Origin of the sequence: Kitasatospora sp. NPDC086791 (genome assembly GCF_040685975.1) — a bacterium.
Taxonomy (GTDB): Bacteria; Actinomycetota; Actinomycetes; order Streptomycetales; family Streptomycetaceae; genus Kitasatospora.
The window spans coordinates 18,829-43,047 of sequence record NZ_JBFBOC010000030.1; the positions used below are offsets into that span (position 1 = coordinate 18,829).

Annotated in this window: 20 protein-coding genes and 1 pseudogene; 9 read left to right on the forward strand and 12 right to left on the reverse strand. The window is 75.5% G+C overall.

The window, feature by feature from the left end:
- Positions 1 to 71: 71 nt before the first annotated feature.
- The 4 genes from AB0Q99_RS28300 to AB0Q99_RS28315 are packed head-to-tail and all read right to left on the reverse strand — an operon-like array spanning position 72 to position 7,287.
- Complete coding sequence (locus AB0Q99_RS28300; protein WP_363576394.1) at positions 72 to 4,655, reverse strand: hypothetical protein; 4,584 nt, start codon at positions 4,653 to 4,655, stop codon at positions 72 to 74.
- Positions 4,656 to 4,687: 32 nt separating this feature from the next.
- Positions 4,688 to 5,563 carry a hypothetical protein gene (locus AB0Q99_RS28305; RefSeq protein WP_363576395.1) on the reverse strand — a complete coding sequence of 292 codons (876 nt, stop codon included), beginning with the start codon at positions 5,561 to 5,563 and terminating at the stop codon, positions 4,688 to 4,690.
- On the reverse strand, positions 5,560 to 5,736 hold the full coding sequence (locus tag AB0Q99_RS28310) for a hypothetical protein (RefSeq protein ID WP_363576396.1): 177 nt from the start codon (positions 5,734 to 5,736) through the stop codon (positions 5,560 to 5,562). Before AB0Q99_RS28310 ends, AB0Q99_RS28305 begins: the two co-directional genes overlap by 4 nt.
- Positions 5,737 to 5,742: 6 nt before the next feature.
- The gene (locus AB0Q99_RS28315; protein WP_363576440.1) at positions 5,743 to 7,287 is read right to left on the reverse strand and encodes a hypothetical protein; all 1,545 of its coding nucleotides are present in this window, start codon (positions 7,285 to 7,287) and stop codon (positions 5,743 to 5,745) included.
- A gap of 194 nt (positions 7,288 to 7,481) precedes the next feature.
- Here AB0Q99_RS28315 and AB0Q99_RS28320 point away from each other — a divergent pair, with 194 nt between their 5' ends.
- From AB0Q99_RS28320 to AB0Q99_RS28340, 5 genes are all read left to right on the forward strand, one after another.
- A complete protein-coding gene (locus tag AB0Q99_RS28320) occupies positions 7,482 to 8,534 on the forward strand; it encodes an IPT/TIG domain-containing protein (protein ID WP_363576397.1) in 1,053 nt (350 codons plus the stop codon).
- 257 nt (positions 8,535 to 8,791) lie between these two features.
- Positions 8,792 to 9,325, forward strand: coding sequence for a hypothetical protein (locus AB0Q99_RS28325; RefSeq protein ID WP_363576398.1), 534 nt, complete (start codon positions 8,792 to 8,794; stop codon positions 9,323 to 9,325).
- Between the two features lie 184 nt (positions 9,326 to 9,509).
- Positions 9,510 to 10,286 (forward strand): 5-oxoprolinase subunit PxpA, encoded by a 777-nt coding sequence (locus tag AB0Q99_RS28330; RefSeq protein WP_363576399.1) that lies wholly within the window; start codon positions 9,510 to 9,512, stop codon positions 10,284 to 10,286.
- A gap of 137 nt (positions 10,287 to 10,423) precedes the next feature.
- The gene (gene pxpB, locus AB0Q99_RS28335) at positions 10,424 to 11,053 is read left to right on the forward strand and encodes a 5-oxoprolinase subunit PxpB (RefSeq protein ID WP_363576441.1); all 630 of its coding nucleotides are present in this window, start codon (positions 10,424 to 10,426) and stop codon (positions 11,051 to 11,053) included.
- 105 nt (positions 11,054 to 11,158) lie between these two features.
- Positions 11,159 to 12,022: a biotin-dependent carboxyltransferase family protein gene (locus tag AB0Q99_RS28340; RefSeq protein ID WP_363576400.1), complete on the forward strand. Its 864-nt coding sequence runs from the start codon at positions 11,159 to 11,161 to the stop codon at positions 12,020 to 12,022.
- A 111-nt stretch (positions 12,023 to 12,133) separates the two neighbouring features.
- Here AB0Q99_RS28340 and AB0Q99_RS28345 read toward each other — a convergent pair.
- From AB0Q99_RS28345 to AB0Q99_RS28355, 3 genes and pseudogenes are all read right to left on the reverse strand, one after another.
- A pseudogene (locus tag AB0Q99_RS28345) lies at positions 12,134 to 12,469 on the reverse strand (aminoglycoside phosphotransferase family protein); the annotation flags it as partial.
- 23 nt (positions 12,470 to 12,492) lie between these two features.
- Complete coding sequence (locus AB0Q99_RS28350; RefSeq protein ID WP_363576447.1) at positions 12,493 to 12,618, reverse strand: hypothetical protein; 126 nt, start codon at positions 12,616 to 12,618, stop codon at positions 12,493 to 12,495.
- Between the two features lie 110 nt (positions 12,619 to 12,728).
- On the reverse strand, positions 12,729 to 13,502 hold the full coding sequence (locus AB0Q99_RS28355; protein WP_363576401.1) for an alpha/beta fold hydrolase: 774 nt from the start codon (positions 13,500 to 13,502) through the stop codon (positions 12,729 to 12,731).
- A gap of 124 nt (positions 13,503 to 13,626) precedes the next feature.
- Between AB0Q99_RS28355 and AB0Q99_RS28360 the strand changes: the two genes are divergently transcribed.
- Both AB0Q99_RS28360 and AB0Q99_RS28365 read left to right on the forward strand, forming a co-directional pair.
- The gene (locus AB0Q99_RS28360; protein WP_363576402.1) at positions 13,627 to 14,160 is read left to right on the forward strand and encodes a PadR family transcriptional regulator; all 534 of its coding nucleotides are present in this window, start codon (positions 13,627 to 13,629) and stop codon (positions 14,158 to 14,160) included.
- A 336-nt stretch (positions 14,161 to 14,496) separates the two neighbouring features.
- Complete coding sequence (locus AB0Q99_RS28365) at positions 14,497 to 15,339, forward strand: undecaprenyl-diphosphate phosphatase (RefSeq protein ID WP_363576442.1); 843 nt, start codon at positions 14,497 to 14,499, stop codon at positions 15,337 to 15,339.
- Between the two features lie 173 nt (positions 15,340 to 15,512).
- Here the strand turns inward: AB0Q99_RS28365 and AB0Q99_RS28370 are convergent, their stop codons facing one another.
- Positions 15,513 to 17,024 (reverse strand): HEAT repeat domain-containing protein, encoded by a 1,512-nt coding sequence (locus AB0Q99_RS28370; protein WP_363576403.1) that lies wholly within the window; start codon positions 17,022 to 17,024, stop codon positions 15,513 to 15,515.
- Between the two features lie 288 nt (positions 17,025 to 17,312).
- Here AB0Q99_RS28370 and AB0Q99_RS28375 point away from each other — a divergent pair, with 288 nt between their 5' ends.
- Positions 17,313 to 17,861 (forward strand): PAS domain-containing protein, encoded by a 549-nt coding sequence (locus tag AB0Q99_RS28375; protein ID WP_363576404.1) that lies wholly within the window; start codon positions 17,313 to 17,315, stop codon positions 17,859 to 17,861.
- Positions 17,862 to 17,975: 114 nt separating this feature from the next.
- Here AB0Q99_RS28375 and AB0Q99_RS28380 read toward each other — a convergent pair whose 3' ends face one another.
- A complete protein-coding gene (locus AB0Q99_RS28380; protein WP_363576405.1) occupies positions 17,976 to 19,457 on the reverse strand; it encodes a hypothetical protein in 1,482 nt (493 codons plus the stop codon).
- Between the two features lie 493 nt (positions 19,458 to 19,950).
- Between AB0Q99_RS28380 and AB0Q99_RS28385 the strand changes: the two genes are divergently transcribed.
- Positions 19,951 to 21,189: an aminoglycoside phosphotransferase family protein gene (locus AB0Q99_RS28385; protein ID WP_363576406.1), complete on the forward strand. Its 1,239-nt coding sequence runs from the start codon at positions 19,951 to 19,953 to the stop codon at positions 21,187 to 21,189.
- Positions 21,190 to 21,277: 88 nt separating this feature from the next.
- Here the strand turns inward: AB0Q99_RS28385 and AB0Q99_RS28390 are convergent, their stop codons facing one another.
- From AB0Q99_RS28390 to AB0Q99_RS28400, 3 genes are all read right to left on the reverse strand, one after another.
- Complete coding sequence (locus tag AB0Q99_RS28390) at positions 21,278 to 22,699, reverse strand: acyl-CoA dehydrogenase family protein (RefSeq protein ID WP_363576407.1); 1,422 nt, start codon at positions 22,697 to 22,699, stop codon at positions 21,278 to 21,280.
- Between the two features lie 168 nt (positions 22,700 to 22,867).
- The gene (locus AB0Q99_RS28395) at positions 22,868 to 22,951 is read right to left on the reverse strand and encodes a putative leader peptide (RefSeq protein ID WP_350526312.1); all 84 of its coding nucleotides are present in this window, start codon (positions 22,949 to 22,951) and stop codon (positions 22,868 to 22,870) included.
- Between the two features lie 174 nt (positions 22,952 to 23,125).
- The gene (locus tag AB0Q99_RS28400; RefSeq protein WP_030058989.1) at positions 23,126 to 23,620 is read right to left on the reverse strand and encodes a hypothetical protein; all 495 of its coding nucleotides are present in this window, start codon (positions 23,618 to 23,620) and stop codon (positions 23,126 to 23,128) included.
- Positions 23,621 to 24,219: the final 599 nt, after the last annotated feature.

A 24,219-nucleotide genomic window follows, 5' to 3' on the forward strand; every position in this document is an offset into this window, starting at 1 on the left:
GGCCCCGACCGCGACCGGCGCGGAGGTCACCGAGGTGCGCGGTCGTCAACCCGCCGGTCGCGCCGCCCGGTTCACGGCCGGGCCGGCGCCTCCGCGGGGCGCTTGAACATCCGGGTGGCGGTGATCTCGCCGTGGATGGCGGGGCCGTCCGGGTCCGGTGCGGCGGGCAGGCCGGGGCGCAGGTGCTCCTCGACCGAGATGTACTTGAGGCCGGCCCGCAGGTCGGCGTCGTTGCGCAGGCGGATGACCAGCGGGAACTCGGCGAGCGCGGTGGTGTCGAACAGGCCGGTGGTGTAGATCAGCTGGACGCCGAGCGCGTCGGCGACGGCGCGCTGGAGCTCCAGCAGGTAGGTGGCGTTGGCCCGGCCGATCGGGTTGTCCAGGAACAGCGTGCCGGCGTGCCGCAGCTGGGACTGGCCGCGGTCGTTGGCGCGCAGCGCGGCCATCGTGCAGTACAGCGCGATGGCGGCGGTGAGCAGCTGGCCGCCGGAGAAGACGTCGGACATCTGGCCGACGCCGACCCGCTCGGCGCGCAGCACCGCGTCCGGCTTGAGGATCTCGACGCTGACGCCCTTGGGGCCGATCGCGGCGGCGACGCCGCGCAGCAGCAGGGACATGCCGTCACGACGCAGGTCGCTGTTCTTCCGGACGGCGGCGCGGGTGGCCTCGTCGATGACCTCGCCGAGGCGCTCGACCAGGGTCGCGTGGTCCGGGTCCTCGAAGCGGATCCGGAGGAACTCCTGGCCGGACCACTCCCCCAGGCCCTCGGGCAGCCGGGACAGCCGCTGGGCGGCGCGCAGGGTGGTGAGCGAGGACTCGACCAGGCCGCGCAGCCGGTCCACGATCGAGCCGCGGTTCTTCTCCAGCTGGGCGAGCTCGTCGGTGAGCACGCGCAGCCGGGGCGCGAAGGCGGCGGCCCAGGCGGCGGCGTGCTCGGGCAGCGCCGAGGCGGGCAGCTCGCGGATCTGCTGGCGGGCGGGGGTGCGGACGGCCTCGTAGCGGGCGGCGTTGGCGTGCCGGACGAGGGCGTCGGAGGCGTCGCGGACGGCGAGTTCGGCGCCGGACAGCTCGCCGGCGGCGGTGCGCAGGCCGCGCCGGGCCTCGGTGGCGCCGGTGCGGGCGTCGGCCAGGGCGCCGAGGTACGGCTCGACCGGGTCCTCCTGGTCCTCCTGGTGGTCGCGCAGGCCGTCGCGCAGCTGGCCGGCCAGTTCGTCGAAGTCGGCGGCGGCGGCCTGGGCGGTGTCGAAGGTGCGCTGCAGGTCGGCGTGGGCGGTGCGGGCGGCGTCCAGGGCCTCGCGGCGTTCGGCGAGTCGGCTGGTGGCGGTGCGCAGCAGGGCCTGGGCGTGCTCGGGGTCGGTGGGGACGAGGTCCTCGGGCAGCTCGGTGTGCGCCTCGCCGTCGGTGGGGGCGGAGCGCTCGGCGTCGCCGCGCAGGCGGCCGAGCTGCTCGCTGGCGGTGGCGGAGCGGGCCTCGATGGTGGCGACCAGTTCCTCGGCGCGGGCGGCGGCGGCCTGGCGGGCCGGGCCGTCGGCGCCGTCGGGGCTGCCGAGGAGTTCCTCGGCGCGGGTGCGCACCTTGTTCGTGAGGCGGTCGAGTTCGGCCGCGGCGGCGGCCTCGTCGCCCTCGGCGCGGGCCTGTTCGGCGCGCAGGTCGGCGCCGACGCCGACCTTCTCGTACAGCTGGGACGCGGCGCGGTAGGCCTCGCGCAGGGCGGGCAGCGCGGCGGGGGCGGTGTCGGCGGGCTCGTCGGTCTGCTCGGAGGCCGGGATCTCGGCGCGTTCGCCGCGCAGCGCGCGGGCCGTACGGCGGGCGTCGTCGGCGGCGCGCTGGGCGGCGCGGCGGTCCTCGTCGCAGGTGCGGGCGCGTTCGGCGCACAGCGCCTGGCGGCGGTCGCACTCGGCGGCGTCCTCGGCGAGTTCGCGCTGGCGGCGGGCCCAGGTGGCGCGCTCGCGCAGGCGGAAGGCGAGGCCGGAGAGGGCGTCGGCGCGGCGGCGGGCCCGCTGGGCGGCCTCGCGGTGCTCCTCGTGGGCGGACACCGCGGCGGCGTGGTCGGTCTCGGCCTCGTCGTGGTCGGCGCGCAGGGTGGCCAGGGCGGCGGCGGACTGCTCGGCGTGCTCGCGGGCCGCCTCGGCGGCGGCGGCGAGTTCGGCGAGGGTGCCGGGCGGGCAGCTGGCGTGCCAGGAGGCCAGCCGGGCCGCGAGGGCGCGGTCGGCGCCGAGGCGGCCGGCGAGTTCGCGGATGTGTTCCTCGCGGGCGCTCGCCCGGGCGCGCAGGTCGCGGCGCTCGTCGTCGGCGGCGGATTCGTCGTGCATGGCCGGGTTCGGCGGTACCAGGAAGAAGGCGGGCTCGTCGGTGATCGGGGCGATCAGCGAGGCGGCGGCGCCGACGGCCACGGTGGAGCGCGGCAGCAGGGCGGCGGTCTGCAGGGCCTCGCGGGCGCGCTCCAGCGAGGACGGGTCGGTGACCACCACGCCGTCGACCAGTTCGGGGCGGGCGGCGAGGATCGCGTCGTGGTCGGCCGGGTCGACGGACTGGGCGAGGTAGCGCCAGCCGGGCAGGGCCGGGATGCCGTGCTCGGCGAGGTACTCGACGGTGGCCAGGACGTCCGGGCCGGGCGGCAGCAGGCCGCCGTCGCCGAGGGCGGCGAGGATGCGGGAGTCGTCGGCGGCGGCCGTCCGGAGGTCGAACAGGGTGCGCTCGGCGGTGGCGATGGCCTCGTCGAGGAGTTCGCGCAGGTACTCGGCGTTGCGGTCGAGGACGGCGGGGGTGAGGAAGCCGGCCTCCTCCGCGGCGTCCGACCCCTCCTCGCTCCATTCGGTGGGTGCCGGCGTCAGGGAGAGCAGGTCGGCGAGGCGCTGCTCGGTGGCGAGCAGGGCGGCGGTGCGCTGTTCGGCGGCGAGCGCCCGGGCGGCGGCCTTGCGGGCGTCGCCGGCGCGCTCGGCGGCGAGTTCGGCGCGCGAGGTGGCGGCGCCGGCCTCGCGCAGCCGGGCGGCGGCGGATTCGGCGGCCGTACGGGCCTGGGCGAGCGCGGCGGTGGCGGCCTTCTCGACGTCGGCGGCGTGCAGTGCGGCGCGGGCTGGGTCCACATCGCCGTCGGCGTCGATGAAGCCGGCCTCGACGGCGGCTTCGGTCTCCTGCTCGACCTCGGCGAGGCGCTGGCGCAGGTGCTCGGCCTCGCTGCGGGCCTTCTGGGCGGCGGTGGCGGCCTCGGTGGCGTCGGACTGCGCCTTGGCGCCGTCCTCCTGGAGCTCGCCCGCGCGCTGCTCCTCGGTGTCGGCGCGGGTCTCGGCGGCCGCGGCGGCGGCCTCCAGGGCGCGGGCGAGGGCGGTGGCGGCGCGGGCGCGGGCGGCGAGCGCGGGGGCGGCGTCCAGCTCGGCCTCGCGGATGGCGGCGGCGACCCGGGTGACCCGGTCGGCGGCGGCGCGCTGGCGCAGCACCGCCTCGGCGGCCTGCCAGGCGGAGTGCAGGGTGCGGGCGTCGATCAGTTCGCGGCGCAGCGCGGCGGCCTCGGCGGTGGCCGCGGCGAGGCTCAACGTGGCGTGCCGGTGGGTGAGTTCGTCGGCGATCAGGGTGTGCCGGGTGCGGTCGGACTCGGCGGCGGTGACGGCGCTCGCGGCGGCGGCGACCTCGATGGCGAGGTCCTGGGCGCGGTCGCGTTCGGCGGCGGCCCGGGAGGCGAGGGCGTGAGCGAGCCGGCGGGTGCGGCGCTCGGCGGTGCGGTGGGCCTCGCGGACGGTCTCGCGGGCGGTGGTGGCCTCGGCGATGCGCTCCAGCAGGTCCAGCGAGCCGGCGGTGAAGTCGCGTTCGGCGGTGAGTTCGGCGCGGCGGCCGAGCTTGGCGGCGAAGCCGTGGACGAGGTCGGCGAGGCCGTCGGTGTCCCGGGTGTCGGTGACGGCGCGCAGCAGCAGGTCGGTGAAGTCGCTGTCGTGCTTGACTGCGAAGAGGCCGGCCGCCTCGCCCTCGTCGGCGTTCATCTCGCGCTGGTAGCGGAAGAGTTCGGGGTCGAGGCCGAGCTCGCCGAGGTGCTCGGTCCAGCGGTCGTGGCCGTCCTCGAAGACCAGGTCGAGGTGGGGGTGGGCCTTGCCGGCCTCGGTGAGGGCGTCGCGGAAGCCCTTCATGGTGCGGCGGCGGCCGCGGGCCTTCTGGTCGCCGGCCAGGCTGACCCGCTCGGCGACGGGCAGGGAGTCGAGGGTGAGGCCGGGGCCGGGGCGGAAGGAGTACCAGGTCTCGGCGAACTTGCGGGGGTCGGAGGAGACCTGGCGGCCGCGCCACTCGCTGACCTTGCCGACCACGATCAGTTCGCCGGTGACGGTGTGCTGCCACTCCAGGGCGACGTGGCCGCAGTCGTCGGCGAGCAGGAACTTGCGCAGCACGCCGGAGCTGGCGCCGCCGAGGGTGTTGCGGTGACCGGGGAGCATGACCGAGAAGATCAGCTTGAGCAGGACGGACTTGCCGCCGCCGTTCTCCAGGAAGAGCACGCCGGCCGGGGCGGGGCGGCGGACCGGGCCGTCGGCCTCCTCGCCGAACAGGCCGATCTGCTGCGGGGCCGGGTCGGCGACCGGGTCGCCGACGCCGCGCAGGTCGAGCACCGTGTCGGCGTAGCGGGCGCCGGCCGGTCCGATCGAGTAGAGGCGGACCCGGTTGAGCTCGTACATGTGCGGCGGTTCTCCGTGCGTCTATGGGGTTGTCAGAGCGAGTGGAACGGCAGGCCGGCGTCGGCGACCAGTTCGTCGGAGGTGTCCGGCGGCAGCAGGCTGGCGGTGCCGTCGGAGACCGGGACGACGCCCAGGTCGAGCAGTTCGGCCATGGCCGCGCTGCCGGCCAGGTCGCGGACCTGCAGCTGGTAGCGGGCGGTGGTGCGGTAGGTGCCGCCGGAGTCGTCGGAGACCTTCTGCAGGAAACCGGAGTCGACCAGGAACATCACGGCCTTGGCGACGATGCCGATGGTGGAGCCGGAGAGCCGGCGGGCGTCCTTGGTGGCGCCGGTGGCGGTGCGCCGGGCCCAGACCCGCCACGCGGCCTCCAGGCCGGGGGCGTCGGACTGCGGATCGGTGTTGGCGCCCTCGGCGTCGGCCTGCTCCTCCAGCCGGCGGCAGGCCTGGCGGACGAAGGAGTCGACGCCGTTGACGGTGATCCGGCCGAGGTAGGTGTCGTCGGCGAGGTCCTCGGGGCGGGGGAAGGCCATCGCGGCGACGGCCAGGTGGGCCAGGCCGTGCAGGAAGCGGTCGGTGGACTCGGAGGCTGCGCGGCGCGAGTAGTCGCCCAGCCGGACGGCGAACAGCGAGTCCTCGGCGGCGGCCACGGCCATACCGGCGCGCGGCGAGACCTCCAGGACGACCAGGCCCATGCCGGTGGCGATGGCGTCGGCGAGCCGGGCGAACGGCGGGTCCTCGCGGTGGCGGCGGACCAGCTCGGCGTACTCGGCGTCACGGGCGGGGAGCAGCTTGGCCTGGAGGCCGAAGGAGACCAGCCGGGCGGCGTCGGCGACGTCGGCCGGGGTGATCGGCGCGGGGGCGGCCGGTTCGGTCTCGGTCGCCCAGGACGTGTCGTGGTGGGTCGTCACGGGCGGTGCTCCTCGGGGCTGTTGCTGTCGTGGGTGTCGCTGTCGTGGGTGTCGCTGTCGCGGATGGTGCTGTTGTGGATGGTGCTGCCGGGGCGGTCGCCGCCGCGGGTGCGGCGGTCGTGGGTGTGGCCGGCGGGGCGGGCGCCGCCGCGGGTGGTCCGGTGGTGCGTCACGGCCGGTCAGCCGGCGTCCTTGCGGTCGGCGGCCATGCCGACCGCGTCGAGCAGGGCGCTGCCGACGATCAGGTCGGCGCCGCCGAACTCCGGGTCGTGCAGCGGGGTGCCGTCGTCCACGGCGAACAGCAGCCGCTCCTCGCCCTGGCGGTAGGCGGTGCCGACCGGCGGGCTGGCCGCGTGCACGGACAGCAGGGCGACCAGGTAGGGCAGGTCCGGGTCCTGCTTCCGGGCGTCGGCGAGCAGGCCGGAGAGCCGGCGGGGGGCGTCCGGGGGCAGGTCGAGCAGGACCAGCGCCGCCTCCAGCTGGGCCTCGGAGAACCGGCTGTCGTCCGGGGTGGCGACCAGGTCCGGGTCGGGCAGCTCGGCGCCGAGGTGCTCGCGTTCGACCGGCGGGGTGAGCAGCAGGTCGACCAGGTCGGCGACCCGGACCGAGACCGGGGTGCGCAGGCCCACGCCGCGGGCGAAGAAGGCACCGGTGGGGCGAACGGCCTGCTCGATCGGCAGCCGCAGCACGGGGGCGAGCAGCTGCCCGTACAGGTCGATGCCGCTGCGGGCGCCGGGGGTGGCGAAGGCCTGCCGGTCCTGCTCGGCGCGGAACAGCGGGCCGGCCTCCAGCAGGCGGGTCTGCAGCTTGGTGTGCCGACGGATGCAGTCCTTGACGATGTCGAGCAGTTCGGCGGCGCGGCGCTTGTGCTCCGCCCCTTCGGGGGTGTGGGGCTCGGCCTCGTCGCGGGCCTTGCGGATGTTGGTGAGAATCGCGTTCTCGTGCCGGTAGCGGTCGGCGATGTGGTCCAGCGCCTCCTCGATGAGGTCCGGGACGGCGCGCATCCAGTCGACGGCCCGGACGTTGCGGCGGGTGGCGTCGAGGGCGCGGCGCAGCGTCTCGGCGTACTGGACGGTGCGGTAGCGGGCCTGTTCGGCGGCGAGCTGGGCGTCGGCCAGGCGGCCGCGGCGGATCAGCACCTCCAGCTTGACCTCGGCGGCGATCTGGGCCGAGGTGACGTCGGTGTCGAGCGCGCCGACCAGGACGTTGACCGCCTCGTCGGTGGTGCGCAGGTAGACGCCGCCGTCGGGGCCGGGGACCTCCTCGATCAGCTTGAAGTCGTAGTCGCGGCGCACGTACTCGCCGTCCGTGCCGAAGGTGCCGTAGACGGCGCGGAAGCCGCGGTCCACGCTGCCCACGTTGATCAGCGACTCCAGCACCCAGCGGGCGACCCGCTCGTGCTCGGCGGCGGGGCGGCCGGGGGCCTGGGCGGCGACCCGGGGCAGCAGCCGGGCGAGGACCGTGTCGCGGTCGGCCCCGGTGTCGAAGTCCATATTCAGGGTGACCAGGTCGATCGCGGCGAGGCCGACCTCGGCCATCGCGTAGCCGCCGTACTCGCCGGCCAGGTTGACCTTGCGGTTGTCCAGGTCGTGCAGCGGGGCGGTGCAGGCCAGCGCCTTGAGCCGGCGGGCCAGGCCCTCGTCGGCGGCGGGGCCGGGCGCGGGGCGCACGACGGCCGGGCCGACGGACGGGCGGGAGCCGGGCTCGGTGAGCGGGTCTGCGATGGCGGTCACGGAGGACAAGGTTAGAGGTTCGCACCGACATCGACCGAAACGGAGCTTGCGGACGGACGGAACGGCAGGTGGGCGGCCCTTCGGGGGGCGGTTTCAGAACGGTGTTTCGACGGTATTCCGCCATTCTCGAATCGACATTCGAGAAATCCGTGAGGGCCGGGCAATGGTTCGGTGATGATCGACGCATGATCACCCGACTGGCCAAAGCGGGCTTCGCCGCCGCGCTGTCCGTGACCACCCTCACCACCGGTGCCGTCCTCACCACCGGCGCCGCCGCGGCCGCGCCGGCCGCCACGGCATCGACCTCCGCGCAGCACGTGACCGTCTCGCAGAGCGGGAACTACCCCGGTGGCTTCTTCACCTCCGGCAACATGTCGGCGAGCTGGGTGTCCGCCGGCACCTCGGACCTGACCGGCCCGACCCACTTCACCGTCGACCTGCCCCCGGGCGTCACCACCGACGGCGCGATGTTCTACTCCACGCCGTACGACTACACCTTCACCGAGACGCTCTCCCCCGACGGCCGCCACCTGGAGGCCGTGCTCACCGGCACCCGGGTGGTCGGGAAGAGCGAGTTCATGAAGCTCAACCTGCGCACCACGCCCGGGGTGCCGATCACCGGCGTGATCACGGTGACGGCCGGCAACCCGAACGACACCGACCCGACCGGCCACATCTCCCGCTACGACCTCGGCACCGGCGGCTACCTGCCGGCGACCGTCCAGGCCGCCCCGGCCGTCACCGGCCTCGGCACCACCACCGGCCCGGGCACCGGCGGCACCGCGGTGACGGTCAGCGGCACCAACCTCTCCCACGGCATGGTGCTGGTCGGCGGCGTCCCGGCGACGGGCAGCTGCACCGACACGGCCTGCACGGTGACCACGCCGGGCGGCTCGGGCAGCGCGCCGGTCAGCGTGGTGACGCCCGGCGGCACCGCCGTCGCACCGACCGGGTTCGACTACACCGGCGCCGCTCCCCCGGCCCCGGCCGCGCCGGCGGTCAGCAGCCTGACCCCGGCCACCGGCACGGTCGCCGGCGGCACCCGGGTGAACGTGATCGGCAGCAACCTGACGTACGGGACGGTCGCGTTCGGCGGGGTGCCGGCCACCCACGTCTCCTGCGGCCCGTCCTTCTGCACGGCCACCGCTCCGGCGGGCTCCCGGACCGGGGCGGTGGGCGTCACGGTCACCACGGCGGGCGGGACCAGCGCGCCGGTGACGTACACGTACACGGCGTAGCCGCCGCTCACGGTGCCCGGGTGCTTCGGCGCCCGGGCACTGCGGCGTTTCCGGGGGCGGGTGCGGGGGCGTTTCCGGGGACGGGTGCGGTCCGAGCACGTTCGGGGGCGTCTCGGGGCAGCCTCGGGGCCGCTTCGAGGCTAGTTGAACATGTTCAAAAGGAGGGTCTAGAGTCGGTTCCGCGCAGACGGGACAAGGCTCCGCCTGCAGTTCGGCACGCCGGGTGGGCCCGGCGTGCCCGGCACGGAGGTGTACGGGTGAACGACATCGACGGCGATCCCGCGGTCGTCCTTCGCAAGGTCCGACGTTGGCTGTGGCTCTTCCTGGTCTGCCTGGTGCTCAGCGGCCTGACCGCCTTCCCGCTGGAGACCGAGACCCGGCTGCTGGTCGACTTCGCGACCGGCCCCGCCGCCCCGCTGACCGACCACCTCCCCGGCGTGACGGCCTGGTTCGAGCGGGTCCACACCGGCATCGCCGAGACCAACGAGCGCTACCCCTTCCTGGCCTACGGCACCGACTGGCTGGCCTTCGCCCACCTGGTGATCGGCGCCGCCTTCTGGGGGCCGCTCAAGGACCCGGTCCGCAACATCTGGGTGATCCGCTGGGCCGCGCTCGCCTGCGGGGCCGTCATCCCGCTGGCCCTGATCTGCGGGCCGCTGCGCGGGATCCCGCTGGCATGGCGATTCATCGACATGTCATTCGGGGTCTTCGGCGTCGTCCCGCTGCTGATCGTGCTGCGGGCCCTGCGCCCGCTGGAACGTTCCTTCCGGGAACCGGTGCCCGCGCGCTGAGCCGACCGGCCCGCAGGCCCCGGGCGACACCGCCCCGGGGCGTGCGGGGCCTGGTCACGATGCTGCGGAGCTCCCCGGGGCCCGGATGGCCGGCCGCGGGCTCCACCGGGCCCGGGTCACGGACAACGGCCTTCACCCGCAGGCCCTACCATCTGGCTCAACAGCTGCTGGGAGGCGGACGGGCGTGGCCGATGCGGTGATCGATCTCAATGCGGACCTCGGCGAGGGGTTCGGACGCTGGACGCTGACCGACGACGAGGCACTGCTGTCGGTGGTGACCAGCGCCAACGTCGCCTGCGGCTTCCACGCCGGGGACCCCTCGACGATGCGCCGGGTCTGCGCGCTGGCCGCCGAGCGCGGCGTCCGGATCGGCGCCCAGGTCTCCTACCGCGACCTGGCCGGGTTCGGCCGCCGGGCGATGGACGTGCCGCCGGAGGAACTCTCCGACGAGATCGCGTACCAGATCGGCGCCCTCCAGGTCTTCGCCCGCGCCTCCGGCTCGAAGGTCTCCTACGTCAAACCGCACGGCGCCCTCTACAACCGGGTGGTCGCCGACTCCGAGCAGGCCGAGGCCGTGGTGGCCGGCGTGCTGCGGGCGGGCGCGGTCTGCGACGGGCCGCTGCCCGTCCTCGGGCTGCCCGGCTCCCGGCTGCTCGAAGTCGCCGAGGGCGTCGGGCTGCCGGTGGTCGCCGAGGCCTTCGCCGACCGGGCGTACACCCGCGGCGGCACCCTCGTCCCGCGCCGCGAACCCGGCGCGGTGGTGCACGACCCCGAGGCCGTGATCCTCCGCGCGGTCGACATCGCCCGGGACCGCGCGGTGGAGTCCCTCGGCGGCGAGCGGATCACCGTCGAGGCCCGCTCGCTCTGCGTCCACGGCGACACCCCCGGCGCCGCCCAGCTCGCCTGGCGGGTGCGCGGCGCCCTGGCCTCGGCCGGGGTCCGGGTGGAGGCGTTCACGTGACGGTCGACGCCGGACCGGCGGCCGGCGCCGGACAGCCGGTCGGTTCGGCCCTGCGGGTCGGTTCGGCCCTGCGGGTCGGCTCGATTCGGCAGGTCGACTCGGGAGGGCTTGTCGAATCGGTACGGCGGGTCGACCCGGTGCGGCCGGTCGGCTCGGTCCGGCGGGTGGGCGAGCGGGCGCTGCTGATCGAGCTGCCCGGGACGGCCGAGGTCGCGGCACTGTACGGATGGCTGCGCGAGCAACGGGAGGCGGGCGCGCTCGGGGAGGTCGAGGAACTGGTGCCGGCCGCCCGCACGGTGCTGCTGGACGGCGTGGCGGACGTCGACGCGGTGGCACGGCTGCTGCGCACCGCCCGGCCCCCGGCCGTCGAGGCGGCGCGCGGGCCGCTGCTGGAGGTCCCGACCGTCTACGACGGTGCCGACCTGGCCGAGGTCGCCACGCTGTGGGGAGTGTCCGAGGAGGCGGCCGTCCGGATCCACACCGAGCCCGAGTACGTGGTCGCCTTCTGCGGCTTCGCGCCCGGCTTCGGCTACCTCACCGGCACCCCCGCGCGGTACGAGGTGCCGCGCCGGGCCACCCCGCGCAGCTCCGTCCCGGCCGGCTCGGTCGCCCTGGCCGGCCCGTACACCGGGGTGTACCCGCACCCCTCCCCCGGCGGCTGGCAGCTCATCGGCCGTACGGCGCTGCCGCTCTGGGACACCGGCCGGGAGCCCCCGGCCCTGCTGGCCCCGGGCGTCCGGATCCGGTTCACGGCGGTCCGGGCTTGAGGGGCGCGGCGGTCCGGGCTTCAGGGGCGCGACAGCCCCGGCTCGAGGGGCACGGCGGTCCGGACATGAGGGACGACGAGGTCGAACGGACCTGAGGAGGCGGCGATGAGCGAGCTGGTGGTGGTGCGGCCCGGGCCGCTGACCACGGTCCAGGACCTCGGGCGGCGCGGCGTCGCGCACCTCGGGGTGCCCCGGGCCGGGGCCTTGGACGAGCCGGCCCTGCGGGCCGCGAACCGGCTGGTGGGCAACGAGCCGGGGGCCGCCGGGCTGGAGACCACGCTCGGCGGGGTCGCCCTGCGGGCCGTCGGGACGGTGGTGGTCGCGGTCACCGGCGCACCCGCGCCCGTCCGGGTGGACGGACGGGCGGCGGCGTGGGGCGCGCCGGTGGTGGTGCCGGACGGGTCGGTGGTCGAGGTGGGTGCGGCGACGGACGGGGTGCGCGGCTACCTGGCGGTGGCGGGCGGGATCACCGTCCCCCCGGTGCTCGGCAGCCGCTCGACGGACCTGCTCTCCGGCCTCGGGCCTACCCCGCTGACCGCCGCCGACCGGCTGCCGGTCGGCGCTCCACCGCCGTTCCGGGCCCGGCCCGAGCTGGTGCCGCTGCCCGCTCCCCCGGCCGAACTGGTGCTACGGCTGCGGCTCGGCCCGCGCGCGGACTGGTTCACGGCGGACGCGGTGGCCCGGCTGGGCCGCGACGCGTACCGGGTCTCCTCGACCGGCAACCGGGTCGGCCTGCGCACCGAGGGCCCGGCGGTCGCCCGGGCCCGGGAGGGCGAACTCCCCAGCGAGGGCATGGTGCTGGGCGCGGTGCAGATCCCGCCGGACGGGCAGCCGGTGGTCTTCCTGGCCGACCACCCGACCACCGGCGGCTACCCGGTGATCGGCGTGGTCCCGGCCGCCGACCTCCCGGCCGCCGCGCAGGCCCGGCCGGGGACGCCGGTGCGGTTCGTGCCGCTGCGGGAGCGGTGACCGCGACCGCGTGCCGCTCCGACCGCGCCGACACCCGGTTCCCCAACGCCCCGAAAGCGGCTCGGCGATGGCCCGTCGGGCCGGGTCCAGCCCCGCCCGGCCGTCCTCGGCGGCCCGGACCGCGTTCTGCGGCACCCGGGCGAGCGTCCGGGCCGCCGCGGCCGCGCGGTCACGCTCCGGCGCCTCCGTCAGCAGGGCGAAGCGCCGCCGCAGCGCCCGGGTGAGGTCCCCGTCGGCCACCAGGTCCTCCCAGCGGTCGCGCAGTGCCGGGAGCAGCTCGAAGGCGGGGTGTCCGGCGAGCGGCTCGGGGTCGATGGCCGGCCAGGGACCGCGGCCGCTTCCCGGGAGCGGGGCGAGGACGTCGTCGTCGTGCAGGTCCCAGTGCGGCAGCCGGTCGGCCGCGAGATCAACCAACGCCCTTACGCCGGGCGACGCTTGATGCTTCATCAACTCCCTCGGCAGGTCGGCGATCACGCGCAGGGCGGCGAGGCCGTCGGGCAGGTCCAGCAGCGAGCGGGCCGGGTCCAGGCGCCGCCGTCCGCCCCGAGGAACTGCGCCAGGGACGCGGCCGGCGCGGGTGGGGCCTCGACGGGCATCGGGCGACTCCTCTCGGGTGCTCCCGCCTGCCTGGGCCGGGCCCGCGGCGATACCCGCGGTGATACCCACGGCGAGCCCGCACCGCCCCCGCCGGCCCCACCGGTCCCGCTCAGCCCAGGCCGAGCGCCTCCGCCGCCGCGCCCGCGAAGCCGTCCGGGTTGTCGAGCATGATGTTGTGCCCGCAGTCCGGGACGGCGACCACCCGGACGCCCGCCGCCCGGAGCCCGTCCGCGTCCGCCGGCTCGCCGTCCGCCGCCGGGTGGAGGAAGGTGCGCGGGAGGTCGAGGCCGAGCAGCAGCTCGCGCACGGTCGGCGCCGTCGCCCGGACGAGGTGGCTCGCGCTGCGGTGGAGCGCTTCCGGGCCGGCCAGCCGCATGGTGGACCACCAGAACGGCCCGACCCGCTCGGCGACCTCCTCCCGGCCGCCGCCGGCCAGGAACTCCTCCTCGGTGTAACCCGCGATGCCGCTGCTGCCGAGCCGCTGCCGATCGGGGGCGATCGGATCCAGGTTGGAATCCACCATGACCAGGCGCGAGACCAGGTCGGGATGCCGGTGCGCGAGGGCGATCGCGATCGCGCCGCCCATGCTGTGGCCGACCACCTCGACCCGGCTCGCCCCGGCCGCCCGCACCGCGGCCGCGACCGCGTCGGCGTGCTCCTCCAGCGTGTACCCGAAGTCCGCCGGCCGGTCGCTGATGCCGAACCCGAGCAGGTCCATCAGCAGCGAGCGGCGCCCGGCGAGCAGTGGGTGGGCGGCGGCCGCCGCGAAGTAGACCGGTGAGGTGGCGCCCAGGCCGTGCAGGTAGAGGCGGGCGGGTTCGGCCCCGGGCAGTTCGATCCAGCGGATCAGGTCGCCGTTCGGGGTGACGGGGGCGTGGCGCATCGCGAGGACTCCTCTGCCGGGGGACTCCGGGAGGTCCCGGACCGCGGAGACCATACCTCGGAGTCGAGGTATCTCGCACTCGATATACCGACGAGCCGAGGGACGGGCGTGAGAGGGTGAGCCCATGTCCAAGCTCGCGATCCTCGGCTTCCTGTACGACCGGCCGCTGCACGGCTACGAGCTGCGCCGCCACCTCTCCGCGCTCTCCGGGCACGTGCAGCCGATCAGCGACGGCACGCTCTACCCCGCGATCAAGCGCCTGGAGGCCGCCGGGCTGCTGGTCCGCGCGACCGAGCCCGGCAGCGCCGCCGCGCCCCGGCACACCCTGCACCTCACCGAGGCCGGCCGCGCCGCGCTCCTCGACCGGTTGCGCGAGCCCGAGCCGCTGGACATCAGCGACGAGAACCGCTGGTTCACCCTGCTCGCCTTCCTGCGCCACCTCCGGGACCCCGCCGCCCAGGCAGCCGTGCTCCGCCGCCGGCTGGCCTTCCTCTCCGAACCGGCGAGCTTCTACTACGACGGCGACCGCCCGATGGGCGCCGAGGAGTTCCCCGACCCGTTCCGACGCGGCCAGCTGCTGATCGCCCGTGCCACCACCGAGGCCGAACTGGCCTGGCTGCACACGACCTTGGCCGAGCTGGACGGCGACGAGCGGTAGCGGGCCCGCCGGAACGCGCCACGGCCCGCAGAGCAGCCGGGTCCGACTCGCGACGCGGCCGGGCGCCGCCCGCAGAGCAACCGGACCCGACCCGAGAGACAGCCGCGCGGCCGTAAACGCCCCTGACGCCCGAAATGACCCCCCGTGCAAAGGCCTGACAAAGGGCGAACAAAGAACTGTCACTTTCACCCCGTACCATCAGCCGCGCGCCGGGCCCGCGCGCGGCCTGCGGGCCGGGCGGGTCGCGGTCGTCCGCACGCCCCTTCCGACCCGCGAGGACCCGCCCATGCCGCCCCTGTCCACTGCCCGACGGATACCCTCGGCGGGTGCCCGGTGATCAACTGGTTCCACGGGGCCGTCCTCGGCCTGATCCAGGGGCTCACCGAGTTCCTGCCGGTCTCCTCCAGCGCCCATCTGCGGGTCTTCTCCGCACTGTTGGGCTGGGACGACCCGGGCGCGGCCTTCACGGCCGTGACCCAGCTCGGCACCGAGACGGCGGTGCTGATCTACTTCCGCCGGGACATCGCGTCGATCGTGAAGACCTGGGCGCGGTCACTGGTCCGCCCGGCGCTGCGCTCGGATCCGGACGCCCGGATGGGCTGGTTCGTGATCATCGGCACCCTGCCGATCGGCATCCTCGGCAAGCTGTTCCAGGACACCATCGAGACCCATCTGCGCGACCTGCGGATCATCGGCACCACGCTGATCGTCTTCGGCCTGATCCTGGCCTTCGCCGACCGCACCCGCGCCATCCGTCACGCCCGTCCGATCACCGACCTCACGCTGCCGCACGCGGGCATCTACGGCTTCGCCCAGGCGCTGGCGCTGATCCCGGGGGTCTCCCGCTCCGGCGGCACGATCAGCGCGGGCCTGCTGCTCGGCTACAGCCGGGAGGCGGCGGCCCGCTACTCGTTCCTGCTGGCGATCCCGGCGGTGCTCGCCTCGGGGGCGCTGGAACTGTTCAAGATCGGCGAGGGCCCGGCACCCGCCTGGGGTCCGACCATCCTGGCCACCCTGATCGCCTTCGCGGTCGGCTACGCGGCGATCGCCTGGTTCCTGAAGTACATCTCGACCCACAGCTTCCTGCCGTTCGTGGTCTACCGGGTGCTGCTCGGCGTCCTGATCATCGGACTGGTGGCCGGCGGCGTCCTCGCCCCGGACGCGGGCGCGGTGAAGTAGCCGCGCCGAAGTGGACGGCGCCGACGCAGGCACGGCGAAGTAGAACCACGTTCCAGAAGGACTGTCCGAAGCACTCCGAAGCACGTTTCCGAACCGCCCCCGAGGGGCCGCGGATCCGAACAGCAGTGGGCCGGGACACCCGACGGTGTCCCGGCCCACTCGGCTGTGAGGACCTAGCGCCCGAACTCCCGGGCGGCGGTCAATCGGCCGCGCACGGCGGCGTGGACCTCGGCCTCCTCGGCCGGGTCGGCGGCGAGCCTGCGCAACCGCTCCAGCACACGCGCGTCGCCCGTGGTGGCGACATGGCGCGCGGCGAGCTCACGCGTGGACTCCTCGCAGTCCCAGAGGCACTCGACGGCCGGGCCCTCGGGAAAGTGCACGTCAGTGACGGCGAGCGCCCGGGCGGCGCGTCCGCGGAGCTCGGAGGAGGCGGCCTCCCCGTAGATGTGGCGCAGGACCGGTACGGCGTCGGCGGCGGCCAGCCGCCCCGCACCGTCCACCAGTGACCCGAGCCCGGTACCGCCGACCCCGCGCACGGAGACCCAGCGGCGCAGCCCGGCCACCACCAGCGGCGCGTCCTGCGGCTCCCCGGCGTCGGCGAGCAGCTGGACGGCGGCCTCGCCGAGCGCGCTGTCGGCTCCCCCGGTGGCCGGATCGGCCCAGCGGCGGGCCTGCGCCAGCACCTCGGGGCCGCGCATCCGGCCGAGCAGTTCCAGGGCGGCCCGCACGATCCGGTCGTCCACGTCGGCGGCGGCGGCCTCGATCAGCTCGACCGCGGCCGGGTCCCGTTGCTCGACCAGGTGGCGCAGGGCCGCGCGACGGGCGCCGGGCAGGCCGCTGCGGGCGGCCTCCAGCAAGACCGGACGGTCCTCGGGCCGGACCACGGCGGTCAGGCAGCGGGCGGCCGCGGCGGCGCGGCGGTCCACCGCGTCGGGGCCGCTCGGGGAGTCGGTGTCGCGCGCGGGCTCCGGGCGGGCGTCGGGCCGGCCGAGGAAGGCCCCGGCCCCGAGACCGCCCAGGTCACCCTGGTCGGCCCAGACCAGCACGTCGGCGGTGGACCAGCCGGGGGTGACGCCGCCGCGGTTGACCTGGCGCTGCCAGAGGTCGAAGGGCGACTGCTCCCCGGCCGCCGCCACCCGCGGGTGGTAGGCCGCCCACAGCCGCCAGGGCCGGGGCTCGTACGCGTTGCGGATGAACTCGCGCAGCTCGGCGTCGCCCTCGGGGCCGGGCGGGAAGTGGTCCAGCACGGCGGTGCCGAGCAGCAGCAGGCCGCGGTCGTCGTCGCGCAGGGCGAGTTCGTCGAGGGCCCAGGCCCAGTTGGCGCCGGTGGCGGCGTACTCGCGCAGCATCAGCAGCGCGTCGCGCCGGCCGTACGCGGCGAGGTGGCCCAGGACGGAGAGGGCGAGGCCGGTGCGGCTCTCGTCGTCGGTGACGAGGTCCTCGGCGGAGTGGAGGTGGTCCTCGATGCCGTCGAGGGGGGCCTCCAGCTCCATGTAGAGGCGCGCGTAGTAGAGGGAGCGGCTCTCGACCTGCCAGTCGGCTCGCGGATCCCTGGTGACGCACTCCTCCAGCGCGGCGATGGCCTCGGCACGGTCGGCGGCCAGCGCATGGAGCTGCCCGTCACCACGGCCTCGCTGCAGGAGGCCTAGGAGGCTGGCACTGGGTGCTATCACTGGCTCGAACATGAGGTCAGCATCCGTTGCGGCGGTCGTAGTGGCAACGGGATTTCCGTCGCCGGGGTCTGTGGTCGGTACTGCGGTGGGCGCCCGGGCGCCGGAAACACCGAAGGTTACCGCCTCGGGCCCCGGTCCGCACACAGGGCGACGGAGCCGGCTGCCACAGTGGCATATGCCAGGGGAATTTTGCCTGCGTTCTGTCCAAATCACCCACGGGGATGAGGACGTTGTGCGACAGTCTTCTCACTACCCGAACGACCCGCACAAAGCGGGCCGAATCCGAACGATGGACCCGCCATGAACATGCCCTTAGGAGCTGCCCGGCCGCCGGGCACCGGCACGGTGGACGGCGCCCCGGCGGGCGCGAACGGCCGTGGTGCGAACAGTGGTGGCGCGAACGACGGCGGGGCGGGCGACGACGGCACCGGCGGAGACGCCGACGGCGGAACGGACGACAGAGTGGACGGCACGGCGCAGGAGCCGTCCGGCCCCCACCTCGGCGGGGGCCGCGACGACGACGGCCTCCTCGGCTCCGCCGAATGGGACCTGCTGACCGACGGCATCCACTGGAACCCGGAGACCTACCTCCTCCTCGGCTGCGACCCGGACCACGGCCCGCTCAGCCTCGACCGGCTGCCCGACCGCGTCCCCGAGGCCGACCGGCCGCTGCTGCGCCGGATGATGACCGACGCCCTGGTGCACGGCCGGATCGCCGCCGGCACCCTGCGGATCCGCCGGCCCGGCGGCCGGCACGACAGCGTCGAGTGCGCGGGCGAACCCGTCCTCGGCACGGACGGCACCGTCACCGCGCTGCGCATGCTGCTCCGCCCGGCACCGCCGGACTGAGCCCGTCGCCCCGCCCGCCCCGCCCGGCCGGACCGGGCGACGGGCGCACCGGACCCACCGGGCCCGGCCACACTCCCCGGCCACACCCGGGACCACGGACACCAGCTGCGCCCCTCACGTCAGCCGCGGCCGGTTCTTGCCGTCCGCCGCGCGCAACTCCCGCCCCAGCTCGGCCCGCAGCTCGTCCACCACCGGCACCCCCCGGTACGCCGCGGTCAGCCGGTACATCTCGCGCAGCCGGTCCCAGGTCCGGTGCGAGGAGTTCTGGCCGATCAGGTTCATCACCATCTTGGCCTGCAGCTCCGCCGCGTCCGGCTCGCCCGTGATCAGGTGCACCGAGGCCAGGGTGATCCGGTCGAACAGCGCCGAGCGCAGCTGTCCGGTGCCCTCCCGCAGGGTGATCACCCGCTCCGCGTGCCGGCGGGCCCCGGAGGCCGCCCCCGGGTCGTGCTCGGACAGCGTGCGCAGCACCAGGGCCTGCATGCCGCGCAGTTCGGCCTCGTCGAACACCTGCATCCAGGACGGCGGCGGCTCCGGCGCGTCCTCGGCGAACAGGTCCTCGGCCTCGCCGAGCAGCCGGTAGGTGTCCTGGGAGTGCCCGATCGAGGCGTGCGCCCAGGCCTCGACGGTGTTCAGCATGGCGCGCGTTCTGGGCATCAGCTCCCCACCGGCCGCCTTGGCCGCCGACATCAGGTCGAGCGCGTCGTCGGCCCGGCCCAGGTGGACCATCTGCCGCGCGGCCCGGGAGATCGCCTCGCCGGCCCGCGGCCGGTCGCCGGACTCCTTGGCCGCGTCGGCCGCGATCATGAAGTACCGCTGGGCGGTGGGCTCCAGGCCCACGTCGTGCGACATCCAGCCCGCCAGCACCGCGAGGTTGGCCGCGACCGCCCACAGCCGCCGCTCCACGGCGGGCGGGTGCCGGTGCGTCAACAGGCCGCCGACCTCGTTCAGTTGACCGACCACCGCCTTGCGCTGCAGCCCGCCCCCGCGGGCCGCGTCCCAGGCCCGGAACACCTCCACCGAGCGCTCCAGCGACTCCACCTCGTCGAGCCCGACCGGGCCCGCGTCGTACACGTCCACCACCGGGCGCGCCGCGCTCCCGGTGACCACCTGTCGAGGCCCGGGGACGGAGGCCGCGTACGCGACGGCGTCCCCGCCCAGCCAGCCCTTCAGCGAGTCGGCGATGACCGCCCCGGCCGTGAGCGCGGCTCCGGCGCCCACCAATCCACGTCGGTTCAGCATGAGGTCCATTCCCGTGAACTCGGTGAGGACCGCGGCTGTTCGATCCGGCGACCATGGCACTGCTGCGGACGACGCCGCTCCGGACCTGGTGGGCCGGTGTCGTTCCAGACCGAGGTCCTCAGTGGTGACGACACGGCCGAGCCGCTCCGTGAACACGGACGCCAGCACCCTCGGCACCGGATCGCGCGGGATCTCCCCCTGCTCGATCCAACGCCGTACCCTCGACGTGTCGGTGGACAGTTGCATCTGTCCGATCGCGGCACCCCGGCGGTTGACCAGCCGCGCGAGTTCGCCCTTCGACCATCCGGTCAGGACGAACAGGTCGGCGAGTCGGGTGTTGGGTCCCCTGCTCAATGAAGCCCCCAGGTTCCTCGGCTCCTCCGAGGCTAGAGGCTCCGGTCGGCCTCGGGCGAGCATTCGCCACCGTTCGCCAGGGCCCGCCAGACTACTAAGCCAGTGCCCGACGGGTGTGTTGTAGGGATGCGCCACCTCGCCCCCGAGGGTCGGACGGCGTCCCACCGGCGTCGGGGCAGTCCCCCGACGGTGTCACGGGACGCTCCCGGTACTCACCCGAGGGGGTGGCGCGGCCGGGTGGCGCGGGAGCGCCGGGCACGGCCACGGCAGTCCGGCCGACCGCATTCCCCAGGGTGCGGACGGCGGGAGCACCGCCGACCAGGGGTCGCCGACCTCGCGTCCGTGCCCGGCGCCCGCGCACCACTCGCAGCGCCCAACGCCGTACCGCACCACCCGCAGGGCCGCCGTCACGCCAGGAAGCACACGGCACCGGCCCTCCCCGCCCCCGCGGGGCCGCACCCGCCGACGGACCGGAAGGGACCACCCTCAGCCCATGTACTCCTCAGCGACGACCCCCACGCCGACCGCGACCCGCACCGCGCTGCGCCCCCCCACCGCAGCCGCCGGGCGGCCCGGCCCCAAGCAGGCGCCCCCGGCGAGCCGTCCGGCGGCTCCGCGCGGCGTCGAGGGCCGGACCGCGGACACCCGGGTCGTCCCGGCCGGCCGTACGGCGCTGGGTCCCACCGGCCGTACCGCGCTGGGGCTGCGCGGCCCCGAGAGCGCCCCGCCCGCCGGCGGCCGGATCCCGCTCGCCCGCCAGGCCGACGGCCAGGTGCTGCGCGCCCGGCGGCCCGGCCAGCCCGGCGGGCCGGAGCGGATCGATCCGTCGGCGCTGCAGACCCCGTCGGTCCGGGCCGCGCTGGCGAGCGTCGCGCGGATATGTCCCGCGTTCACCCCGCGCCAGGTCCTGCGCGAGGGCAGCCGCCACATCCTGGTGGCGGGCACCATCGGGCGGGCCCCGGTGGTCGCCAAGTGCCTGGCGCCGCAGGCGGTGCGGAGTGAGTACTTCGAGCAGCTGGTGGCCGACTTCCACCACGAGGTCGCGGTCTACCGGGCGTTCGTCCGGCACCGCCCGCCGGTGCGGCTGCCCCGGCTGGTCGCGGCCGACCACGACCGCTGCGTGCTGGTCATGGAGCGCGTCCCCGGCCGCCCGGCCGCCCGGGAGCGCCACCCGGTCAACGCGCCCACCCCGGGCGAGGTGCGGGCACTGCTCACCGCGGTCCGGACGCTGAACCTGTGGCGGCCGCCGACCGACGTGTTCCAGCCGCGCCTGGACTACCAGTTGGAGATCGCCCGCTACCACTCGGTGGGCCAGCTCACCGACCGGGACGCCGGCGACCTGCGCGGCCTGCTGCACGGCCTCGGCCAGACCCCGCTGCAGCTCTGCCACGGCGACGCCCTGCTCAGCAACATGCTGCTGGCGCCGTCCGGCCCGGTGCTGGTCGACTGGGAGCAGGCCGGTTGGTACCTGCCCGGCTACGACCTGGCGGTGCTGTGGAGCGTGCTCTCCGGGGACACCGCGGCGCGCCGTCAGATCAGCCAACTCGCCCAGAGCGGCGGCACGATGGCCCGGGACGCGTTCCTGGTGAACCTGGTGCTGGTGCTGATGCGGGAGATCCGGCTGTACGACGTGCCGGGCGCCGGCGAGGAGCAGCGGATCATGATCCGCCGGCTCTACGACGACGCCGCGCTCGCCCGGCGGGCCGTCCGGGCCGCGGTCGGGACGCGCTGAACCGCCGTGCCCGGACCGGCGGTTGCCCGACTGCCGGGCCCGGGCGGGCCAGAACAGGCCGGTCGGACCCGAACGGGCCGGCCGACCGTCAGAGCCGGGCGCCCCGCTCCAGGGCGGCCCGGCCGGCGGCCTCCAGGACGGTCTCGTCCGACGCCAGGTGCACCCGGCTGCTGAGCACGTCCCGCAGGTAACGCTCCAGCGGGTGGCGCCGACTCAGACCGGGGTTGCCGGTCAGGGCGACGGCTTGCTGGACCGCCGCCGTCGCGGCCCGGGTGGCCAGCAGGTGGGCCGGGCCGGTGCGGGCGACGGCGTCCGGCTCGCCGCGGTCCACCCGGGGCGCCAGGCCCTCGACCAGTTCCTCGGCACCGATCAGCTGGGCCTCGATCTCGCCGAGGGCGCAGCGGTAGCGGGGCAGCGTGCCGAGCGGCTCGGTCAGGTTGGCCGGGGTGCGCTGGCCGAGGAATCGGACCAGCCAGGACTCGGCGGCCCGGGCGACACCGATCGCCACCGCGGAGAGGGCCAGATCGTGCCAGGCGAGGGAGAGTTCGGCCGCGGAGACGGTCCCGGCACCGACCCCGGCGCCAGCCCCGGTGCCGTTCCTGGCGGCACTCCTCGACTCGCGGGCGCCGAGGCCGAGCGCGAGGTCGGCCGGCACCCGGACCCGGTCCAGCACCACGTCGTGGCTGGCGCTGGCACGCAGGCCGAGCTGGTCCCAGGTCGGGTCGATCTCGAGGCCTTCGCTCTCACCGCGGACCAGGAAGGTCCCGACCCTCGGCTCCGCCTCGTCGGTCCGCGCCGTCACCGCCATCCAGGCCAGCGCCTCGGCGCCGGTGCAGTAGGTCTTCCGGCCGGTCAGCAGCCAGCCGTCGCCGTCCCGCCGGGCCACCGTCTCCGGCAGTCCGCCCGGTCCCGTTCCGGGCTCCGCCCGCAGCGTGTTGACCAGCGCGGGGCCTCGCCGGGACTCGGTGAGCAGGCGCCGGTAGCCGGCCGTCGGCCAGTCGGCGCGGCGGGCCTGCTCGGCGTGCCGGAGCAGGGTGAAGGCGGTGACCACGGCCACCGAGGCGTCCCCGCGCCCGAGTCGGGACAGCAGCCGGACGGTGTCGGCGAGCGTGCCGCCCGGTCCGCCGTACGTGCGGGAGACGGTGAGGGTGAGCAGTCCGGCCTCGTGGACCGCCTCGATGCCCTGGTACGGGAAGGTCGCGTCGCGGTCGTGCTCCTCCGCGCGGGCGGCGAGCAGGTCGACCACCCGGGGCAGCCCGGCCAGTGCGGTCTCGACCGCCGCGCGGTCGGACGTCGGCTCGGACGCCTGCGGGGACGTCGGCCCGGCGCTCGGCCCGGGGCCGGATCCGGGTGCGGGTTGGCCGGAATCGGCCTGTCCGGAAGTCGCCCTCCGGGAGCGGCCGACGGACGGGCGGTCGGCGAGCGGGTGGTTGCCGGGCGGGCGGTCGCCGGCGGAACGTTCCTCGGGCGAGTGGTCGACGGACGGACGGTCGGCGGCGCGGGTCGTCATGATGCGGTGCCTCCGGGCGGCAGCGTGGGCTCGACGGATGCGGGCGGCACGCCGTACGGGCGCGCGGTACCGGTTGGCGGCCCCGGAGGTCGGTTCACGGCCCGCCCCCCCTGGTTTCGACGCCGACCGGACCCGGTCGACCGCCCGCCGCCGGGGGACGGATCCCCCTCAGCGGCCCGGACACGCCGCGCTGGCGGTGCGCCGCAGGTCCAGGTGCCTACGACGGGTCAGCAACGGGAGACGGCACGGCATGTTCGCGACTGTACGAACCGTTGATCGATACCGTCAAGCCGCGTCCGGCCCGCGGGCGGGCGCCGGTCGGCCCGGCCGGAACCGGCCCCTGGGAGGACCGTACGGGCCCGGGTGACCCCTGGGGCTCCGGGTGACCGGTGAGGCCCCCAGGAGGGCCCGCGGGACCCACAGGGATCAGCCCTGCTGGAACATGTCTGCCGGAAGCGGCTTCAGCAGCTGATACAGGTCGTCCGAAATCGGTCGGTCCCAGGACGCGATGGTGACCAGAACACCGTCACTGCGGCCGAACTGGGCGCAGAACACCCGCTCCTCGCTGACCTTGACCTTCTTCACGATCAGCAGGTCGTCCCCGAGCATGACCGGGAAGTCCTCGGCCGAGACGAACTCGACCGGCTCGTCGTTCTCCAGCGCCGCGAGCAGCTGCCGCACCTCGAAGGGCACGTCGTCGCCGGTCTCCCGGGCGGGCGAACCCTCGGGGAGGTTGCCGATGAACATCGCCGGGCCTCTGCCGCCGAACAGGTCGTAGCGCAGGAAAATCCCCTGGCAGGAGCCGTCCGGGCCGGTCATCATGGCCGCACCGAAGTCACCGGGCCAGTCGCCCGGGTCCATCGCGAGCACGTCGAAGTCCGGGCCGGCGGGCTGTCCGGAGCGACGGCGGAGAAAAGACATGGGAACATCGTACGTGTCCGGCACACCACGCTCGCGAGGTGGGTGGGGCGCCGACGGGGGACGCGCGGGAGATCGACGCTCAGAGACCAATGTTGACTCTGAGCAACCGTCCGGGCTACGTTCGGTTCAGCACGACAGCCGTTCTGGGTTTCACCCTCCGGGGGGACGGCATGTCGCAACGCGGCCCTACACGCGTATCCCTCACTGTGCACTTGTCGTGCCGAACTGCCGAGCACCCAGCTTCGTCATCGCACACAGCACGAACACACAAGCCAACAGTTCCACACCACAAGCCAGATCCGCGGGGCCCCGGCCCGTCGCTCCCGTGGATCTGCTCGGGACGCCGCCGCGTGGGGGCGTGCGGGTCCCGAGCGTCGGTGCCGTCGTCCGAGTCGCTCTCGGATCCGGCGCCAGCCTCCCGGCGACTGCCGGCCCCTCGTGGGCCGGGACCGGCCGACGCACCCCGGTGCGCAGGGGATGACTGGGAGGATGGCCTGGCAGCGCTGCCGGGCCGCACAGCAGGCGCCGTGTCTGGCCGCGTGGGGGCGGTGGGCACGGCGTCTGCCTGTGCTCATACTCTGAGCTGCGTTTGTCTAACA

What these genes read in the sequence shown, in the direction of transcription:
- AB0Q99_RS28300 (WP_363576394.1), bottom strand. Translation starts at nt 4,655, where the DNA reads ATGTACGAGCTCAACCGGGTCCGCCTCTACTCGATCGGACCGGCCGGC.
- AB0Q99_RS28320 (WP_363576397.1), top strand. Translation starts at nt 7,482, where the DNA reads ATGATCACCCGACTGGCCAAAGCGGGCTTCGCCGCCGCGCTGTCCGTG.
- AB0Q99_RS28340 (WP_363576400.1), top strand. Translation starts at nt 11,159, where the DNA reads ATGAGCGAGCTGGTGGTGGTGCGGCCCGGGCCGCTGACCACGGTCCAG.
- AB0Q99_RS28350 (WP_363576447.1), bottom strand. Translation starts at nt 12,618, where the DNA reads ATGCCCGTCGAGGCCCCACCCGCGCCGGCCGCGTCCCTGGCGCAGTTC.
- AB0Q99_RS28355 (WP_363576401.1), bottom strand. Translation starts at nt 13,502, where the DNA reads ATGCGCCACGCCCCCGTCACCCCGAACGGCGACCTGATCCGCTGGATC.
- AB0Q99_RS28360 (WP_363576402.1), top strand. Translation starts at nt 13,627, where the DNA reads ATGTCCAAGCTCGCGATCCTCGGCTTCCTGTACGACCGGCCGCTGCAC.
- AB0Q99_RS28370 (WP_363576403.1), bottom strand. Translation starts at nt 17,024, where the DNA reads ATGTTCGAGCCAGTGATAGCACCCAGTGCCAGCCTCCTAGGCCTCCTG.
- AB0Q99_RS28375 (WP_363576404.1), top strand. Translation starts at nt 17,313, where the DNA reads ATGAACATGCCCTTAGGAGCTGCCCGGCCGCCGGGCACCGGCACGGTG.
- AB0Q99_RS28385 (WP_363576406.1), top strand. Translation starts at nt 19,951, where the DNA reads ATGTACTCCTCAGCGACGACCCCCACGCCGACCGCGACCCGCACCGCG.
- AB0Q99_RS28390 (WP_363576407.1), bottom strand. Translation starts at nt 22,699, where the DNA reads ATGACGACCCGCGCCGCCGACCGTCCGTCCGTCGACCACTCGCCCGAG.
- AB0Q99_RS28395 (WP_350526312.1), bottom strand. Translation starts at nt 22,951, where the DNA reads ATGCCGTGCCGTCTCCCGTTGCTGACCCGTCGTAGGCACCTGGACCTG.
- AB0Q99_RS28400 (WP_030058989.1), bottom strand. Translation starts at nt 23,620, where the DNA reads ATGTCTTTTCTCCGCCGTCGCTCCGGACAGCCCGCCGGCCCGGACTTC.